Source organism: Acinetobacter sp. ANC_7588 (genome assembly GCF_056783995.1).
Map to the genome: position 1 here is coordinate 109,653 of NZ_JBWYIU010000001.1, position 19,195 is coordinate 128,847.

19 protein-coding genes are annotated in these 19,195 nt (G+C 37.9%); 12 read left to right on the forward strand and 7 right to left on the reverse strand.

Features of this window, described 5'->3' with window-relative positions:
- Positions 1-879 carry a heme o synthase gene (gene cyoE, locus AC1M9J_RS00530; RefSeq protein WP_035267056.1) on the forward strand — a complete coding sequence of 293 codons (879 nt, stop codon included), beginning with the start codon at positions 1-3 and terminating at the stop codon, positions 877-879.
- A 138-nt stretch (positions 880-1,017) separates the two neighbouring features.
- Here the strand turns inward: cyoE and AC1M9J_RS00535 are convergent, their stop codons facing one another.
- Complete coding sequence (locus AC1M9J_RS00535) at positions 1,018-3,036, reverse strand: prolyl oligopeptidase family serine peptidase (protein ID WP_481951681.1); 2,019 nt, start codon at positions 3,034-3,036, stop codon at positions 1,018-1,020.
- 253 nt (positions 3,037-3,289) lie between these two features.
- Between AC1M9J_RS00535 and rpsF the strand changes: the two genes are divergently transcribed.
- The 5 genes from rpsF (at position 3,290) to alr (ending at position 7,202) form a co-directional block, all read left to right on the forward strand.
- Positions 3,290-3,676 (forward strand): 30S ribosomal protein S6, encoded by a 387-nt coding sequence (gene rpsF / locus AC1M9J_RS00540; protein WP_035267614.1) that lies wholly within the window; start codon positions 3,290-3,292, stop codon positions 3,674-3,676.
- 11 nt (positions 3,677-3,687) lie between these two features.
- The gene (gene rpsR, locus AC1M9J_RS00545; RefSeq protein ID WP_004719336.1) at positions 3,688-3,915 is read left to right on the forward strand and encodes a 30S ribosomal protein S18; all 228 of its coding nucleotides are present in this window, start codon (positions 3,688-3,690) and stop codon (positions 3,913-3,915) included.
- 9 nt (positions 3,916-3,924) lie between these two features.
- A complete protein-coding gene (rplI, locus tag AC1M9J_RS00550) occupies positions 3,925-4,371 on the forward strand; it encodes a 50S ribosomal protein L9 (RefSeq protein ID WP_035267617.1) in 447 nt (148 codons plus the stop codon).
- A gap of 203 nt (positions 4,372-4,574) precedes the next feature.
- The gene (gene dnaB, locus AC1M9J_RS00555) at positions 4,575-6,020 is read left to right on the forward strand and encodes a replicative DNA helicase (RefSeq protein ID WP_481951682.1); all 1,446 of its coding nucleotides are present in this window, start codon (positions 4,575-4,577) and stop codon (positions 6,018-6,020) included.
- A 111-nt stretch (positions 6,021-6,131) separates the two neighbouring features.
- On the forward strand, positions 6,132-7,202 hold the full coding sequence (gene alr, locus AC1M9J_RS00560; protein WP_481595478.1) for an alanine racemase: 1,071 nt from the start codon (positions 6,132-6,134) through the stop codon (positions 7,200-7,202).
- Between the two features lie 24 nt (positions 7,203-7,226).
- Here the strand turns inward: alr and AC1M9J_RS00565 are convergent, their stop codons facing one another.
- The 5 genes from AC1M9J_RS00565 to AC1M9J_RS00585 all read right to left on the reverse strand — a co-directional run bounded on the left by AC1M9J_RS00565 (position 7,227) and on the right by AC1M9J_RS00585 (position 11,459).
- Positions 7,227-7,670: a BLUF domain-containing protein gene (locus AC1M9J_RS00565; RefSeq protein ID WP_180027635.1), complete on the reverse strand. Its 444-nt coding sequence runs from the start codon at positions 7,668-7,670 to the stop codon at positions 7,227-7,229.
- Between the two features lie 78 nt (positions 7,671-7,748).
- Entirely contained in the window at positions 7,749-8,483 is a 735-nt protein-coding gene (locus AC1M9J_RS00570) for a proteasome-type protease (RefSeq protein WP_035267625.1), read from the reverse strand.
- 25 nt (positions 8,484-8,508) lie between these two features.
- Entirely contained in the window at positions 8,509-9,288 is a 780-nt protein-coding gene (locus AC1M9J_RS00575; RefSeq protein WP_481951683.1) for a transglutaminase family protein, read from the reverse strand.
- Positions 9,285-9,887 (reverse strand): hypothetical protein, encoded by a 603-nt coding sequence (locus AC1M9J_RS00580; protein WP_481609489.1) that lies wholly within the window; start codon positions 9,885-9,887, stop codon positions 9,285-9,287. Before AC1M9J_RS00580 ends, AC1M9J_RS00575 begins: the two co-directional genes overlap by 4 nt.
- 21 nt (positions 9,888-9,908) lie before the next feature.
- Positions 9,909-11,459, reverse strand: a complete 1,551-nt coding sequence (locus AC1M9J_RS00585; RefSeq protein ID WP_481951684.1) for a circularly permuted type 2 ATP-grasp protein — start codon at positions 11,457-11,459, stop codon at positions 9,909-9,911.
- A gap of 226 nt (positions 11,460-11,685) precedes the next feature.
- Between AC1M9J_RS00585 and AC1M9J_RS00590 the strand changes: the two genes are divergently transcribed.
- Positions 11,686-12,684 carry a helix-turn-helix transcriptional regulator gene (locus AC1M9J_RS00590; RefSeq protein WP_179998271.1) on the forward strand — a complete coding sequence of 333 codons (999 nt, stop codon included), beginning with the start codon at positions 11,686-11,688 and terminating at the stop codon, positions 12,682-12,684.
- A 391-nt stretch (positions 12,685-13,075) separates the two neighbouring features.
- On the opposite strand, the gene mnmG is transcribed toward AC1M9J_RS00590, so the two are convergent.
- Entirely contained in the window at positions 13,076-14,956 is a 1,881-nt protein-coding gene (gene mnmG, locus AC1M9J_RS00595; RefSeq protein ID WP_481951685.1) for a tRNA uridine-5-carboxymethylaminomethyl(34) synthesis enzyme MnmG, read from the reverse strand.
- A 258-nt stretch (positions 14,957-15,214) separates the two neighbouring features.
- Between mnmG and AC1M9J_RS00600 the strand changes: the two genes are divergently transcribed.
- From AC1M9J_RS00600 to fis, 5 genes are all read left to right on the forward strand, one after another.
- Positions 15,215-15,571, forward strand: coding sequence for a hypothetical protein (locus AC1M9J_RS00600; RefSeq protein WP_035267631.1), 357 nt, complete (start codon positions 15,215-15,217; stop codon positions 15,569-15,571).
- 134 nt (positions 15,572-15,705) lie between these two features.
- The gene (locus AC1M9J_RS00605; RefSeq protein ID WP_481951686.1) at positions 15,706-16,605 is read left to right on the forward strand and encodes a bile acid:sodium symporter family protein; all 900 of its coding nucleotides are present in this window, start codon (positions 15,706-15,708) and stop codon (positions 16,603-16,605) included.
- Between the two features lie 135 nt (positions 16,606-16,740).
- On the forward strand, positions 16,741-17,640 hold the full coding sequence (gene prmA / locus AC1M9J_RS00610) for a 50S ribosomal protein L11 methyltransferase (protein ID WP_035267660.1): 900 nt from the start codon (positions 16,741-16,743) through the stop codon (positions 17,638-17,640).
- Between the two features lie 19 nt (positions 17,641-17,659).
- Positions 17,660-18,514 (forward strand): DUF3426 domain-containing protein, encoded by an 855-nt coding sequence (locus tag AC1M9J_RS00615; protein ID WP_481588397.1) that lies wholly within the window; start codon positions 17,660-17,662, stop codon positions 18,512-18,514.
- A 374-nt stretch (positions 18,515-18,888) separates the two neighbouring features.
- Positions 18,889-19,158 carry a DNA-binding transcriptional regulator Fis gene (gene fis / locus AC1M9J_RS00620; protein WP_001086304.1) on the forward strand — a complete coding sequence of 90 codons (270 nt, stop codon included), beginning with the start codon at positions 18,889-18,891 and terminating at the stop codon, positions 19,156-19,158.
- Positions 19,159-19,195 lie beyond the last annotated feature (37 nt).

Below are 19,195 nucleotides of genomic sequence, written 5' to 3' on the forward strand. Positions count from 1 at the left end.
ATGTTTAAAAAGTACTTATTCCTGACTAAGCCAGGAATTCTCTTTGGTAACTTTGTTACCACTTTGGGTGGCTACTTTGTAGCTACCCAAGGTTCAGTAGATTTCCTTCTCCTGCTTCTTACCCTCATTGGCACTACCCTCGTAGTTGCATCTGGATGTGTGGTTAATAACGTTATTGATCAAGACATCGACCAAAAAATGCAGCGCACTCAAAATCGTGCGTTAGTTAAGAAAACCATTTCTGTTCAAATTGCATTAGCTTTTGCTTTGCTGTTAGGCATACTCGGTTTTGGTATTTTATGGTTTTGGGTAAATGCGTACGCTTTTTTATTCGCTGTTATTGGTTTTGTCGTATATGTTGGTTTTTACAGCTTATGGACAAAACGAACAACGATCCACCAAACTGTGGTCGGTAGTATTTCTGGTGCAGCCCCCCCTGTCATTGGATATACAGCGGTCGCGAATCAATTCGATTTAGGTGCGCTACTCATTTTCTTGGGTTATGCATTTTGGCAAATGCCTCACTCATGGGGAATTGCAATTTATCGTTTTGATGATTATAAAAATGCAGGTATTCCGATTCTTCCTGTTGCGCGCTCGATTGTTCGCACCAAGATCGAATCGCTGATTTACATTGTGCTATTTGCAATTTCAATGAACGCTTTATTTGTATTTGGCTATGCAAATTGGCTTTATTGTATAATTCTCAATGTATTGACAGTTTATTGGCTATATTTAAATATCATTGGATTTAAAGCTGAAAATGATCAATTATGGGCAAAGAAATATTTCTTATTCTCTGTTCTCCTAATTACGATTATCAGTATTTGCTTTAGTTTTACTGCTACTGCACCAATAAACAATCTTGTCATTTTTTAAAAGATAGAGAAGCCTCTATCTTTTTTTTATTTTGATACAGATTCATTTAAAATAAGAATAAACACAAAAAAAGGATTCTTTATTATTTAGTTTCCACTGAATACCCATAAATTAATTAAAATCGAAAATATTAATTCATCACCTAAAACCAACTTCAAATAAAAATGAACTGACTAAAGCTGAATGAAATGCGCTCAGTTTCTTATTTGCAAAAATGCTATGCCCACCATCAACTTGTTCATAAAAATATATATTTGGAATATTCATAGATTTCATTTTAGCCGCCATTTTTCTGGCATGCGCAGGCGTAACTCGATCATCGGTAGTTGTGGTATAAAATATCACAGCGGGTAATTTAGCTGTACTTTCAAAATATTCGTCCAACAAATGATAAGGCGAGATGGTTTTTAAATATTTTGCATCTTGGCTATCTAAAGGATCTCCGTATTCGGCAATCCACGAATAACCTGCCCCTATTTGAGTAAATCTCAACATATCGAGTAGAGGAACCTCACAAACAATTGCACTGAATAAATCTGGGTATTGCATCAGCATATTCCCCATTAATAATCCACCATTACTACCACCAATAGCAGCTAGCTTTTCTTTTATAGTCACGCCTCGATCTATAAGGTGTTGTGCAACTGCAGAAAAATCCTCATATGACTTATGTCGATTATGTTTTAATGCTTGTTGATGCCAATCAGGGCCATACTCATTTCCCCCTCTAATATTGGCTATGACATATACAACACCTTTAGATATTAACGATTCAATTTCTTTTTCCAAAAACCTAGGTGTAAGTGAAACTTCAAAACCTCCATATCCCTCAATCAAAACTGGTAAGTGATTCAACTGAGATTGTTCTAAAGAAATTTGAAAATATGGAACTTTGGTACCATCTTTTGACAATGCAAAATGTTGCGCAACTCGATATTGTGATTGATCAATTGAATGAGCCTTAGACTTCAATTTTTGTTTTTTCATTGATTCAAGTTCAACCAAATATTGTGTCGGTGGATTTATAAAACTCTGAATCGATATCAATACATCGTTATTAAAATTTTCGACTGAATCTATGGTTATTTGCGAATATGCCTCATCTGGATAGATTGCGTCGACTAATTTTATCCCTGATTGAATATCATACACTTCCAGATAATTGGACACATCTTTCATGATGTCTAAAATCAGGAAATCCTGAGTGAACGTATAATTACTTAGAGTTTTACAAGTAGAAGACTTGAAAATCACATCAAACTCACGATCTCCATTTTTAAATGCATCAAAATCTATGCACATTAAACTACCCGCTAGATAATCAGCCGAAATATCCCAATGGGATTTCAACTCAATCAACATTAAGTTACGGTAGAAAGAAACACGCGCATCTTTGGGCACATTTAATTTAAATTGCTCTTCCCCGACAAAATACTCACTCTCGTAAAAGTTTATGATTCGAGTAAAGACATGTCTTTCATAATCCTTACAATGATCTAGAAATGCAAATGCCGACAAATCCTGATCAAAAACTTCAAATACAGTCTTTGCTTCATTTAACGGTGTATCTCTTTTCCATCTCTTAACGATTTTTGGATAACCAGATAAAGTTAAACTGCCGTCTCCGAAGTCTGTCATCACATATATTTCATTTTGGCTAATCCAGCGAACTTGTGTTTTAGCAGATTCAATAAAAAATCCACCATCGACAAAGTTTCTTTCAGCAAGATTAAATTCTCGAATTTGAACTGAATCAGCTCCATTTTCTGATAGGTACACGAGACAATACTGATCATCAATCTCTAGCCTTTCAACGCCACCAAAAAACCACTTCACGCCCTCATCGGCACTTAACTGATCGAAATCAATCAACGTTTCCCATTGAATATCCTCTTTCTGATAGTTTTCCAATAATGCTCTACGCCAAACTCCTAGTACATTAATGTGGTCTTGCCAAAAGTTATAAACATAAGCACCTATTTTAGAAATGTATGGAAGTGCTAGTGCTTCGAATAAAACTTTCTCCAAACCAACATATGTCTCTTTAAAAAATTGATTTTGAGTTAATTTTTCTGATGTTAATGTGTTTTCTTTCTGTACCCAATCCAATGATTTTTTGCTGTTTATCTCTTCAAGATATAAAAATTGATCAGTCATTATGTTCTTATTTAAGCAAATTATTTAGACATCACTGTATTTAGAATCATTGTAATGATCTAGCAGACTGTCATTGAATATATGTAATGCAGAAAATTTTCGTATTTCAACTCATTGACTTGAAATTTAGGTTCAAAACACATAGAATCCAACCTTCGCAAATTTTGCGACACACTGTTTGTTTACATTCAGCTGTGACTCCTTGCTTCTAACAAATGCGTTAGAGGCTGCATAAAACCGTAAGGAGCTGACAATGCGTCACTACGAAATCGTAATTCTGGTACATCCAGACCAAAGCGATCAAGTGGTAGGTATGGTAGAACGCTATATCTCTCACATTAAAGATGCTGAAGGTCAAATTCACCGTCTTGAAGATTGGGGCCGTCGCCAATTGGCTTACCCAATTAACAAAATTCACAAAGCGCACTACATTTTAATGAACGTTGAATGTAACCAAACTACGCTTAATGAATTGGAAGAATTATTCCGTTACAACGATGCTATTCTTCGTAACGTTATTATTCGTCGTGAAAACGCAATCACTGAAGAGTCTTTATTGGCTAAGAGTGCTGAAGAAAAACGTGCGCGTAAAGCTCAACGTGAAGAAGCACAACAAGCTCAAGACTCTGCTGAAGCATAAGGAGAACATCAATGGCACGTTTCTACCGTCGTCGTAAGTTCTGCCGCTTTACAGCTGAGAACGTTACATATATCGACTATAAAGATATCGATACTTTAAAACAGTACATCACTGAAAACGGCAAGATTGTTCCTAGCCGTATTACAGGTACTAAAGCTCGTTACCAACGTCAATTAGCTCTTGCTATCAAACAAGCTCGCTACTTAGCGTTGATTCCTTACACTGACAATCATAAGTGAGGTTGAGCTGTGGATATTATCTTATTACAACGCATTAAGAACCTTGGTAAATTAGGTGATAAAGTTTCAGTTAAAGCTGGTTACGGCCGCAACTACTTAATCCCTCAAGGTAAAGCAGTTGCTGCTACTGAAGCTAACACTGCTGCATTCGAAGCTCGTCGTGCTGAACTTGAGAAGCAAGAAGCTGAAGTATTAGCTGCTGCTCAAGCACGTGCTGACCAATTGAACGAAGTAAATATCGTAATCACTGCGAAAGCTGGTGACGAAGGTAAACTATTTGGTTCTATCGGTACTCGTGACATCGCTGACGCGTTGACAAATGCTGGTCTTGAAGTTGACCGTGCTGAAGTTCGTTTACCGAACGGTGCACTTCGTCACACTGGCGAATTCAACATCGCAATCCAATTGCACCACGATGTTGTTGCTGAAGTTCTCGTTACTATCGTATCTGAGTAATTTTATGCAAAGAAAAAGAGCATGCATCAGCATGCTCTTTTTTTATCCCTAATAATTATAAAATTTGATTTAGCAAGCTGAAATTTAGACTTAGTTTTTTATTTGTTATCGATATTATTTGTTGCACTGTCTTGCTTGTGCATTTTGCATTAAGATAAGTCTCCCCTATTCATTTTCGTAATTATTGTAAATCAAGGTTTTATATGTCTCAGGCGACTGTCAAAAAAAATACGAATAACACTGAGTTAGATTTGCTAAAGAGTGAATCTTCAGCACTCAAAGAGTTTCGTACGCCTCCGCACAATCTTGCTATTGAACAGGCTGTTCTTGCCGCACTCATGACAGTAGCTGAGTCATTCGAACAGGTCAGCGATATATTAACCGAGAATGATTTTTACGCGACTCGACATAAATATATTTTTAGAGCAATTGAAAAGCTTTCTAAAGAAAGTTCACCTTATGATGCCGTATTGGTCAATGATTGGTTAATCAAACAGAACCTGCTTGATGCGATTGGTGGTGAAGAATATTTAATGCAATTGATGGCGGATTCTCCATCAAGCTTTTATAACCTTGAAACTTATGCCAATAAAATACGTGAATTTGCAACTTTGAGAAATATGATCAAAGTTGGTAATGAAATTCTACAAAATGCGTATGACACGAAAGGTCGAGAAGTCAGTGAAATTTTAGATTTAGCTGAGACCAGTATCTTTTCTTTGGCTGAACAACACAATAACAATGCTAAAGCTCAAGGACCAAAAGCAATTAATACCGTTGTCGCAGATGTATTCGATAAACTCAACGAATTATCACAACTTGATGGGAATATTACAGGTTTGACCACAGGATTTGTGGAGCTTGATAATAAAACATCAGGTATGCAAGCTGGAGATATGATCGTCGTTGCTGCCCGTCCATCAATGGGTAAAACAACTTTCGCAATGAATTTAGTCGAAAGTGTGCTATTCAATTGCAACCTTCCTGCTCTCGTATTCTCCATGGAGATGCCTGCTGACTCTATTGCCATGCGTTTAATTTCCTCGTTTGGTAAAGTGCATCAAGGACATTTACGATCTGGCAAATTAGATGGCGAAGAATGGAACAAGGTCACAGGAACGATTCTTCAACTGCAAGAGAAGCATCTCTATATTGATGATTCTTCTGCCCTTCCACCGACTGAAATGCGCGCACGTGCAAGACGTATAGCCAAACAACACGGTGGTAAACTCGGTTGCATCATGGTCGATTACCTGCAGTTAATGAAAGTACCAGGTATGGGTGATAACCGTGTGGGTGAAATTGGTGAAATTTCTCGAAGCTTGAAAGCATTGGCGAAAGAGATGCATTGCCCTGTGATTGCACTTTCGCAGCTTAACCGCTCACTCGAAAACCGTCCAAATAAACGTCCTGTGATGTCAGACTTACGTGAATCTGGAGCAATTGAGCAGGATGCCGATTTGATCATGTTCATTTACCGTGATGAGGTATATAACAAAGAATCTAAAGAAGCAGGAACTGCTGAAATCATTATCGGTAAACAACGTAATGGTCCAATTGGTACCGTTCGACTCGCTTTTGAAGGTCAATATACGCGTTTTAGTAACTTGTCACCTGAATATTACGCGCAGAACCAAGAAGAAGAGTAATTTTGCTTTGATCAATTCTTAGTTAAGAACGCACGAATTGATCTGACCACAATTATCTTTTTTCAGTTTAAAAGATTTAACCTTTCCACATGCCTCTAGGAGTAAATTAGAGTGCGCCAAGCAACGGTTTGTATTGACACACACGCATTGCAATACAATTTAAATCGCGTGAAACAACTTGCACCAAACTCTAAAGTTGTAAGTATGGTAAAGGCAAATGCTTATGGTCATGGAGTCTCAGACTGTTTAGCCGCATTGAGCCAGTCTGATGCTTTTGGCGTTGCATGTTTAGAAGAAGCACTTGAAATACGTGAATTAGGTTTTAAACAACCTATCACCTTAATTGAAGGTGTTTTTTCTGAAGATGAAATGCAAATTGCGATTGAGCAACATATTGAAGTAATCGTTCATCATCATCAACAACTGCAGTGGTTGTTGCAAGTTAAAGATGCTTATATCGCCCGAAATCTAAAAGTATGGGTTAAATTAAATAGCGGAATGAACCGCTTAGGCTTCAAAATTGATGTAATCAAATCGATTATTCATCAATTAAAAAATGAAGGTTTTACCTGTGTACTTGCAATGCATTTTGCTAATGCAGATGTTGATCACCCTTTAAATGAACAACAAATATCTCAATTTCTTGAAGTAAAACAAGATTGTGCACCAATTTTAGCTTCGTGTTGTAATTCAGCAGCAATTTATAAATACCCTGAATTGCATTTTGACTATGTTCGTCCTGGTATTATGCTGTACGGCGCAACGCCATTTGCAGATCGTGACGTCCACGCTCTAGATTTAAAACCTGTCATGACATTCAGTGCTGAGATTATTGCACTTAACGCCATTCAATCAGGTGAAGCTGTAGGTTATGGCTCAACCTTTGTTGCACAGCGACCTATGCAATTAGCAATTGTCTCGATCGGATATGGTGATGGGTATCCAAGAGCTTTTATTCGTGAGAATTCAGTTTCATTTAAAGGTCAATTGACCCCAGTGATCGGTCGGGTTGCCATGGATATGATTGCCATAGATGTCACTGATCTCAACGCAAAAATTGGTGATCTAGTAGAATTATGGGGTAAACATCGTTTAGTGGATGATGTTGCTGAAGCGAATGGTACGATTGGTTATGAGTTGTTATGTCGATTAAGCCAACGTCCGAAGCGTCTCAAAATGTAATGAGCGAATTAAATCAACGTAATGCTAAACAGCATTACGTTGTAGTTCATTAAAATCCGTATCCTGAGCGCGTGTCAAAAATCGAATTAAATAATCAGCTTGATCTTGTGTAAACTGTGTAGGCGTAAATTGACTAAATCCCATATCTATTAAAGCCTGCTTCACTGGACTTTGTCGTCCCACAAACTTCATAGACCATTCTTGAAATTGTTTTTTTTCAATATTTTTTCGCTGGAATAGGCGAATTTGATGATGGCGTTTATCCTTGTGAAGCTTTTGCAACAATATATCTAGTGTAGCTTCATCACCCTCTAGACATTGAAAATAGTGCCCATCTGCATAATAAAGTGCTCCAGAAATTTGATGCTCAAAATTGAAATGACGGGCTTCATTCAAGATTTCACGAACATCAATCAATAAGCGACTTGCATCTGCAGTCGACACACTCGCATAACTGAACTGTTGCATTGCTTCCCCTAATTTTTATAGTAATGATTTAATATTCAATGCAACTCAATTTAATCTAAACTCAATCATAAAGCAAAATTATTGCCAATAGTCTTCTGTTGGCCGTGGCAAACCGTTCAATCCTTGACGCAAAGTATCTGACCAAAGTTTACTAATTGATGAGAAATATGGATCATCATCATGAATACGTTTAGACAATGGAATTGCAAAACTATCTTTTTTATAAATACATGCATCTAGTGGTAAGCCCACAGAAACATTAGATCTAAGGGTTGAATCAAATGAAATTAAACCGCATCTTAATGCTTCATCTAATTCAGTATTGTAATTTAATGCACGATCTAAAATTGGTTTACCGTATTTACTTTCCCCAATCTGAAAAAAGGGCGTATCTGACGTCGCATTGATAAAATTACCCTGAGGATAAATATTATATAACTGAATATCCTCCCCTTGAATTTGACCAGAAAGTAAAATCGTACAGTGATAATTACTTTGCTCTAGTTGATCAGTAGTCACATCCATAATGACACGCTTTAAAGTATGACCAACCAATTCAGCCATCTCGAACATGCTATTCACACTATACAAATTAGGTTCGTGTTTTAAATCTAGCTGATTCTGTAAATGTCCTATAACGGCTTGTGTCGTCGCCAAATTACCCGCAGTTTGTATACTGATAAAACGCTCACCCTCAACACCGAAAAGATAGAGTTTACGAAATACAGAGATATGATCTACACCTGCATTTGTTCGCGTGTCACTGATACAAATTAAGCCATCACGTAAACGCATAGCACAACAATAGGTCATTGAAATCTCTCTTCTAAATTTTGTTCTAACACGGTAATACCTGAACGATGGTCGTCATACTCTCCACGCCACCAGCTTCTCGCACACCTCTGATAGGTGCAACGTCCCAATAATCACGCCCTAATGCAATATAAATGTGTGAACTTGGCGTATAGAGCTGATTGCTAACATCAAATGTATACCAAACTCCATCTATATAAGCTTCAGCCCAAGCATGGCTCGCCAAATGACTCATTTCTGGAACGTAAAGATATCCAGAAACATAACGCGCAGGAATATTTAACTCTCTACACATACCTACAAATACATGAGTATGATCCTGACATACCCCTTGTTGATGATGGAATGCATCTATTGCCGTAGTATTCACTTGAGTAGAATCTGAAATATATGGCATATGCTCAAGCAATGCAGAACTTAAATGTTTTAATTCATCACGAGTCTTTTTACTCACATGCTGAGCTGCAAAAGCTTTCATTTCAGCATCACATTGAGTCGCTGGGGTAATTTGTAGAAAAATACCGACTGGCACTTCTGACTCGATAGCTTGTTCTGAAACTGTATCGATTTCAATAATGCCCTGCGCCATAATACTTAAATTTTGATATGCATAGCGTTGAGTCGAAGTGATCCAAATATTATTAAAGGCATCTTTTGCTTCGACCTTATAACCAGGAATACTCACTGACCAAGCATCTACTTTTTGGTGAGCATTACTTTGAGGACACATTCTTATATATTGGATACTATTTTTTGCTGTTTCCGTATATTGATAATGGGTTTGATGATTAATCATCAATTTCATGCATCCACCTCAAATAAACATTGCACCTGATCATTCAATTGGTAAAAGCTATTAGCATTTGGATGCGCTACAAGATGTTGCCAAGCCTCATCTAAACTGTCCCATCCTTTGGACTTCAACAGTTCAATCACAACACCTAAAGAATTGACTGTAGAATTAACATCCTGATTCAATCTTATTTCACGATCAAGATTTTCGAAATATTGTCCTAGACTAAAAAACAGAAAAATGTCTTCATTTTCAGCTTCTAGAATATCGCTACACTCATCAACAACAGTACAAATTAATCCTGCATTTTGTGTCGCTGTATCCACTATCTGTTTTAATTCTGAATAAGCCTGAACTGACAATACACCACGTAAATCTTGAATATTATTTTTCACATATTCAAATTGTTGAAAAAAAGAAGCTGGCTGATCATTACTCAGAATCAGCTCATTGAGCGAACACGCATTAAAAGCAGGTAAGCAAAAAGCATGGGCATACTGCAATGCTTGAACATCATCTTGAAATGGAAACTGACCACATAAATGTTGAATACGAGATAAATAACGGCCAACCCAGTAAATATTTTGTGCATTGCTGTTTAATATAATCATGACAAGCTCCTGGTTGTATATTTATGAATGTAGCGGATCTATAACCCACGTATCTTTAATGCCACCACCCTGCGATGAATTTACAACTAATGCCCCTTCTTGCATCGCAACTCGGGTTAAACCTCCCGGCACGATTTCTGTACGATACGGTGAACTTAAAATAAACGGTCTTAAATCAATATGGCGTTCAGCGATGCCGAATTCAGTTAAAGTGGGAGCGACTGAAAGCGCTAAAGTTGGTTGTGCAATGTAAGCATGCGGCTGTGCAATTAACTTTAATCTAAATTGTTCAATTTCTTGTTCGGTCGCTTTAGGACCAATTAACATGCCATAACCACCTGAACCTTGCGCCTCTTTAACCACTAACTTTTCTAAATTACAAAGTACATAATCGAGTTCTTCACGTTCACGACATTGGTAAGTCGGTACGTTATTTAAAATTGGCTTCTGGTTTAGATAGTAATCAATCATTTTATCGACATAAGGATAGATTGATTTGTCATCTGCTACCCCCGTGCCAGGCGCATTTGCAATCACGACATTGTGTTGTAAGTATGCAGACATTAGGCCAGGTACACCTAATGTACTGTCTGGCATAAAACATAATGGATCAAGAAATCCATCATCTAGGCGTCGGTAAATTACATCGACTTGTTTTTTACCCCAAACGGTTTTGGCATAGACCTTAGCATTTTCAACAAATAAATCCTGACCTGTAACTAGAGGAACATCCATCTCACGTGCGAGGAAGCAATGCTCATAATATGCACTGTTATATCGACCCGGTGTAAGCACCACGATAAATGGATTATCTACTTCAGCATTTTCCTCGAGTATTTGTCTTAAAAGTTGTGGGTATTGCTCAACACCTTGTAAATTTGATGACTTACAAAGTTCGGGCATCATTTTTTCACTAATTTTTCGACTTTCCAACATATAAGACACGCCTGATGGTGTTCTTAAATTGTCTTCTAATACAAAGAAGTCACCTTGCTGATCACGAATAATATCGATTCCGCTAATTTGACTATAAACTTTACCTTTCAATGAATGTTTATACATCAATGGTTGGTATGCCTCATGAGTGAGCACTTGCAGCTCAGGCACTAAACCATCTTTTAAAATCGCCTGATTATGGTAAATATCATCTAAAAAAAAGTTCAATGCTTGCACTCTTTGTGCACAGCCTTGCTCTATTTTGTGCCATTGTTGTTTGGCAATTACACGTGGAATTAAGTCATAAGGAATAATACGATCTGTACCCTCAGCATCACCATAGACTGTAAATGTAATGCCCTGATAGAGGAAATGTTCCTTCGCTTGATGATTTAATGATTTCAGCTCATCCAAGCTTCTTTCACATAACCAATTTTCGATTTTGCTAGATGCCTCTAAGCCAATCGTTTTATCATCTAAAAGTTCATTATAAAATTCAGATTTAAGTTGATCGAACAAGTACGCAGTGCTGTTTTGTTTAACTTCGATCTGCATAGATTTTTCAAAAGCTTCGACGGTATGATCAGCCTTAAAATTTGCGAGAATTGAAGTGGTATCTTTTTCCTCTTTTAGCATACATACCTCTTAATTGTTATCAATTGTAAACAAAATTAAGCAATTTCAATGCCAAAAATTTACCTATTCATCTATTAATGCCCCATTTTTGAAGCATTCACAACGAAAAATGGCCTAAAGATGTATCGAAATATACTCAACAGCTTCACTTTCCATGCTTGCTTATCTCTTAAAGATTTTTTATTGTGTGTTTGAAAAATATTTTCTCTTTATTCATTAGTTGATTATGTCCTCTCAAGAAAAAGAAACATCGAATAGCTTATATCGACAGTGGCAAATTCTTTCACGTTTAACCACTGGCAAATGGATGGGTACACGAGAGTTGCAAGAGACCCTGCAAAGAGAAGGTATTGAAATCAGTTTAAGAACCATTCAACGTGATTTAAATCAAATTTCTCAAAGATTTCCTATTGAGAGTAATAAAACTGTACCACAAGGTTGGCGTTGGCGATCAGATGCCCCTATTCAAAGCTTGCCGCATATGACCAGCTCTCAAGCGGTCACCTTTATGATGGTTGAAGAACATTTGAAGCATTTGCTTCCACCAAGTTTAATTGAGGAGATGAACCCTTGGTTCGAGCTTGCAAAACGCAGCTTATCTACACAAAACAACGTACGTCAGTGGATTAACCGTGTCCGTATTGTCCCTGCAAGCCAGCCCTTGATCCCTCCTGTTGTAGAGAAACATGCGCAGCAAGCCATTTATGAAGGTCTATTGCAAGATAAACAGATCGAATGCATATATCGTGCGCGTGGACCTGAAAGTGAAGAACGTGGTTATACCTTAAACCCGCTCGCATTGGTTCAAAAGGGTTCAATCATTTATTTGATTTGTACTCGACATGACAAATCAGAAGTTCAAACCTTTGCTTTACATCGCTTTAAATCTGCAAAAGTTCTAGAGCAACGCGCCTTACACCCTGTTGACTTTGATATTGATGCTTACATTGAATCTGGTGCGCTCGGCTTCAGAGTTGATTTCAATAAACCCACTGAGCTCGTTCAACTCGAACTCTTTATGAATAAAGCTGATGCACTTTACTTTTCCGAAAGCCAACTCAGTAAAGATCAATCCATCACACAAGTATCCGATGATCTCTTTAAAGTGGTGGCTAATGTGCCATTTACTTCACAATTGGTTTGGTGGCTCAGAAGCTTCGGCAAAAAAATCATTCGTATTGAACCGCTCGATGTATTTAACGCCGTTCATGAAATTGAAAATTAAAAAAGAGCCAAATTGGCTCTGAAGATTTTTTATTATCATATTTTCAGTATTGCGCTGATTTCTTATTGTGTTGAGTTTAAATACGTGAACTAAACTCCCCTTTAGCCCACGTACACTTTTCAATGTCGTTGGATTATGATTTACATCGTGCAGCATGCAATTTCATAACCATTATAACGAATACGCTTCATCGTCATGGCCTTTCCTCTTTGTTGTGAACGTAGAATCAATATAACGACATCAACTTGGATTGAGAAATAATCATAATTTCTTTATTAATCTCTATTCTTGTTAAACGTAAATAATAAATTATTTATCTTATTTATGAATAAATCGTTATATGAGGATCAAAAAAACCCGCATCAAGCGGGTTTTTTGGACTGCAACAGGCTTAAGCAGATTTTTTAGTTTGTGCATTCTTACGAATCGTAATCATCACCAATTGAACAGCAGCAGGTGTAACGCCCGGAATACGACTTGCTTGAGCGAGAGTTTCAGGGCGAACTTCTTTGAGTTTCAAAGTAATTTCACGAGATAAACCAGATACCACGTCATAATTAAAATCAGCTGGAATCTTAGTCTCTTCTAAGCGCTTCATTTGCGCTACATCCTGATGCTGACGGTTAATATAACCCTCATATTTAACTGCAATCTCAATTTGGTCACCCACTTGAGCAGAAACATCAGAACCAGTGAGTTCCGCAATTTGAGCAAAAGTAATGTTCGGACGTTTCAACAAATCAATCGCAGAACATTCTTTAGAAAGATCCGCACCTGTCATTTCAACGAATTTTTTACCCATTGGATTGTTAGGTGCAGCCCAAAGATGTTGTAAACGACCTGTTTCACGCTCAACCGCTTCCATTTTTTCGCAGTACGCTGCCCAACGCTCGTCATCCACAAGACCCATTTCACGACCGATTGGTGTCAAACGTTGGTCTGCATTATCTTCACGAAGCATCAAACGGTATTCCGCACGTGAGGTAAACATACGGTAAGGTTCTTTCGTACCTAAAGTGATTAAGTCATCGACCAATACACCCATGTACGCTTCATCACGCTTCGGTGTCCATTGTTCTTGATCCCACGCACGGCGTGCAGCATTCAAACCTGCAAGTAAACCCTGTGCACCGGCTTCTTCATAACCTGTCGTACCGTTAATTTGACCCGCAAAGTACAAGTTATTAATCGCTTTAGTCTCTAAAGTGAATTTCAAAGCTTGTGGGTTGAAATAATCATACTCAATGGCATAACCCGGGCGCAGGATATGCGCATTTTCCATACCACGGATTGAGCGTACTAATTCAAACTGGACATCAAATGGAAGCGATGTAGAGATACCATTTGGATAAAGTTCATGTGTATCTAGGCCTTCAGGCTCTAAGAATACTTGGTGAGAATCTTTATCGGCAAATTTATGAATTTTATCTTCGATTGACGGACAGTAACGTGGTCCTACACCTTCAATCACACCAGTATACATCGGTGAACGGTCTAGGCCGCCACGAATAATATCATGAGTTTTTTCATTGGTATGCGTGATGTAGCAGTTGACTTGCTCTGGGTGCATAGATGCATCACCCATAAATGACATCGTTGGTGATGGGAAATCACCCGGCTGTGGTGTCATGACAGAGAAATCTACAGAACGTGCATCAATACGTGGTGGCGTACCTGTTTTTAAACGACCTACTGGCAATTGAAGCTCACGTAAACGGTGCGCTAAAGAAATTGAAGGTGGATCACCTGCACGACCGCCGCTTGATTTCTCAAGACCAACATGAATCACGCCACCCAAGAATGTACCAGCGGTTAACACGACTGTTTTCGCATCAAAGCGAATCCCCATTTGTGTTACCACACCTTTAACGGTATCGCCGTCAACAATGAGATCATCTGCTGCTTGTTGGAAAATATCAAGATTGGCTTGATTTTCTAATGTTTCGCGAATAGCCGCTTTATAACGTATACGGTCAGCCTGCGCACGCGTTGCACGAACTGCAGCACCTTTACGTGAGTTCAGAATACGGAACTGAATACCACCCTTGTCTGCAGCGAGTGCCATCGCACCACCTAAGGCATCAATTTCGCGAACAAGGTGTGATTTACCAATACCACCAATCGCTGGGTTACAGCTCATCTGCCCTAAAGTCTCAATATTATGAGTTAAGAGTAAAGTCTGTCGACCCATACGTGCCGCAGCAAGCGCTGCTTCTGTACCAGCGTGTCCGCCACCGATAACAATGACATCGTAAACTTTAGGATAATGCATAGTGGTATATGAGGAGATAAAAATAATGACAGAAAATTATAGCAAATTTTGTTTGCCTTGAGACAATCGAGAACAATTTAATTCTAATTTTTTTGAAGTCCAATAATATAAACCATATTGATATAAAAATTTATAAATTTTGCAGATTTAAGTGATTTTTTAACAATTTAGAAAATTTATTTACAGCATTGCCCTTCCATTGATTTGACTATTTTTTCAACATATTCATGTCATATTTTTTAACAAGAGTATACGAACATGAAAGTCCAGTTATTTACGATGTCAATGTTATGTTGTTTGGGTCTAAGCGTAAGTAGTATGAGTATTGCGAATGACAAAGTTGATAATGCCTATAATGCCAAACAATTCCAAAGCGTATGTAAGGGTAAAAGCGAAGGTGATGCTGTCAGTTTCCCATATAAAGGAATCATTTGGAATGGTACTTGCCAAACTCAATTTTTCCCAACCCAAAGTAAAGATTTGAAAGGAAATGAAGAGCAGCTTAATTCAGCTTGTAAGTCTGATGCAGCGAGTGTTTCAGTAAATATCGAAGGTCAAGAATATAAAGGCAAATGTGCACTCGGATATGCGCCACCGATGCCAAAAGCGTCTTAACCCAATTTTTTTTAAGTTCGACCATTTATGCAACCAATTGAAAAATTGGTTGCTTTTATTTATTGATAACGATAAAACCAAATTAAAAATAATGATCTATTTACAAATAACACAACAAAATTCAGGATGAATTTATGGACACAGGGATCCTTACGATTTTTTTACCTTTAGCACTTGCAATTGTGATGGCGGGTTTAGGACTTGAACTCACTGTTCAAGATTTTCTACGCGTTCGTAAACACCCTAAAGCAGTGCTCATCGCATTATTTTCCCAACTCATCATTTTGGTTGGCGTTGCATTTATTATATGTAAAATACTCAATCTTTCTCCTTACTTGGCTGTCGGCTTAGTGTTGCTTGCTGCCTCACCAGGGGGTGCGACAGCCAATCTGTTTAGCTATTTATACAAAGGTGATGTTGCGCTCAACATCACCTTGACTGCGATTAATGCCATTATTGCTGCAGTGACCTTGCCACTTATCGTGAATTTTGCAATCACACATTTCATTCAGGATTCAACTCAAATTGGTCTACAATTTAGTAAAATTTTACAAGTGTTCGCCATTATTCTTATTCCAGTTGCCCTCGGTATGTTTGTGCGCTACAAATTTCCAAATGTTGCAACTAAACTAGAAAAACCAGTGCGTATTTTTGCCGTTGTATTCTTAGTGTTAATTATTGTCGGTGCAGTACTTTCTGAACGTGCAAACATTATGAATTATCTTGCTCAAATTGGTTTGGCAACAGCGTTATTTTGTATCGCAAGTCTTAGCGTTGGTTATTTTCTACCACGCTTCTTTGGTGTACCGAGTTTTCAAGCAAGAGCGTGTGCTTTTGAAATTGGTATCCATAACAGTACTTTGGCCATGGCGATTGCAATCACGATAATGAATAGCAGCGAAATTGCGATGCCAGCAGCTGTTTATTCAATCTTTATGTATATCTTCGCTGCTATTTTCGGCATGTTGCTGAATCGTTTTGCACCATTAGACCATCCGGCTGAGTTAACTCGAAACCACTCACAAATTAACTGATATTAATTGAGTTAACCAACTCATCTTAAAGGCACTGTAATCGTGCCTTTATTTATGCTTCAGGTTTTATCTGCATTCTTAAAGCGAATACAGTACAATGCTAACTCTCGTATTGCATATTTAGGTTTTTTTACTGTGAAGTGGTTACAAATCCATATTACTGTCGATCAAGCACAAGTTGATTTTACTGAAACATTATTATTATCTCTTGGTGCAGTCAGTGTGACGCTAGATGATGCAGAAGATCAAGCGTTATTAGAACCACTTCCAGGTGAGACTCCGCTTTGGAACAAAGTCATCGTAACGGGTATTTACGCTCAAGAAGATGATGAAGAAATCGATGTCGTCGCACTAGAAACTTTCATTAAAGACCAGATGCCTGAAGCGCCTTTACGTTATGAGTTTATCGAAGATCAAGAGTGGGAACGCACTTGGATGGATGCATATGAGCCAATTCAAATTGGTGAAAAATATTGGATCGTGCCTGAGTGGATGGAAGCACCTGAAGCGGATGCGGTCAATATTAAATTAGATCCAGGCCTAGCTTTTGGTACAGGTAATCATGCTTCAACATTCCTCTGCCTACAATGGTTAGGTAAAACCGATGTAAAAGACAAAATCGTCATCGATTACGGCTGTGGTTCTGGCATTCTAGGTGTTGCTGCCCTATTGCTGGGTGCAAAAAAAGTATATGCAACAGATATTGATCCTCAAGCTGTACTCGCTACACAACAAAATGCTGAATTAAATGGCGTTCTCGAAAATTTATATGTCGGCTTACCTGAAGAATTTAATCAAGCACTCGGTGAGCAAAAGGCAGATGTATTTGTCGCAAATATTCTTGCTGGCCCACTGATGGCACTTGCTGAGGAGTTTTCAACACTCATTCAACCTGAGGGTGAATTCGCACTAGCCGGTATTATTGAAGAGCAAGTTGATGATGTTTCTCGTGTTTATGCTGAATTTTTTGATATATTAGACAAAGAAAAGCGTGATGAAAATTGGTACCGTCTTTCTGGGAAACGCCATAAATAAGTAGAGCTTAATTTAAGATATGAGTGATAAACAAACCCGCTGCCCAAATTGCTCCACAATTTACAAGGTATCAGTCACCCAGTTAACTGTTGCCGAGGGTATGGTTTGTTGTCCTAAATGTTCTGCTGAGTTTAATGCGCTTCTACATCTATTCAATCCTCAACCGAAAGTGATTGAACCTTTAATCACAGAAGCCCAAGACAGTACAGCACCATCTGAAGATGTGATTGAACCTAAACAAGAACAACACCTATTGGATATTTTCGATCGTAAAGTTGCAAATTCAAACATAACCTTGCGTACGTATTTAAATAACTTAAATACGTTCAATCATGATCCGATTACCAACTACCCATCTTTAAATCTTTCATCATCAATCCATGCCAATAGCCAATCGAAACCAAGAACTAGGCTTTATATTGCGACATGGGCGATCGTAAATACAATTTTAGCGTTATTACTGGTTTTTCAATTTTTATGGTTTAACCCAAATGTATTGCAACGCTCACCTGCGCTAAATCAGGCATTTATATCAGCATGTAACTTATTTAATTGTGACACGCTTGATGAACGCTATACCCATATAAAAGTACAAGACCTCAATATTGAGTCAACATCAGCGATCTCCACTGTTTTTTCAGGTCACTTGGTGAACGAATATAGCAAAGGGCTAAAACTGCCTCTGTTGAAAATAAGCATTTTTCAACAAGGTAAATTGATTTCATCCTCTATTAAAACACCCAATGAATATTTAGTAGAAAGTTTGCATGGAATTACACGAATTCCTCAAGACAGTCCATTTGGTTTCAAATTTAGTATAAATTTTTCCCAATCTGAGTTTGACAATTATAAATTGGAAGTTATACGACCATAAGATCAAAAAAAACGATAAAAAAATTAAAAAAAATGTAGTTTTCTTGCTCACTTTTTCATAGACAATGGTATGATACGCGCCACGAAAGCTTTGTACCGCAAACTCCTCGCAATTTCTCAAAATAAATACAGTTCTGTTCATGTGCTTAATTTTTTTATTCAGCGCATCAGGGATGTTTTTTGTTTTATGTGGAACCGTAACAAATATTAAACTATTGTTACGCTTATTTTTCACTCAATTGCTCTAGTTGTGGCAAGCTAATTGTTCTTGTTTTAGAGTCGACCGTTTTAGGACCTAAAACGGAGCTCGTTTTTTTATTTTGACCACAAAATCACTTTTACCCTAAGTGATTATTGATTCTCGGATTAACTCGCATGAATAGCAAATCTCCTATTTTTACTGCACAATCTGATGTCGCTCTTCGTATTCACGTAGATCGCGCAGTTCGCCATTATTTTGCACAATTGCAAGGCGAGCAACCATCTCAAGTTTATGACATGGTTTTAGCAGAAATGGAGAAACCTCTTTTATCTGTAGTGTTAGAATATACACGTGGCAACCAGACTCGCGCTGCTGAGATTCTAGGCCTTAACCGTGGTACTTTACGTAAAAAGTTGAAAGCTCACGGTTTAATGAGTGAATAAATGATAAAATGCTTGCGGCTTCCGCGGGCATTTTTTT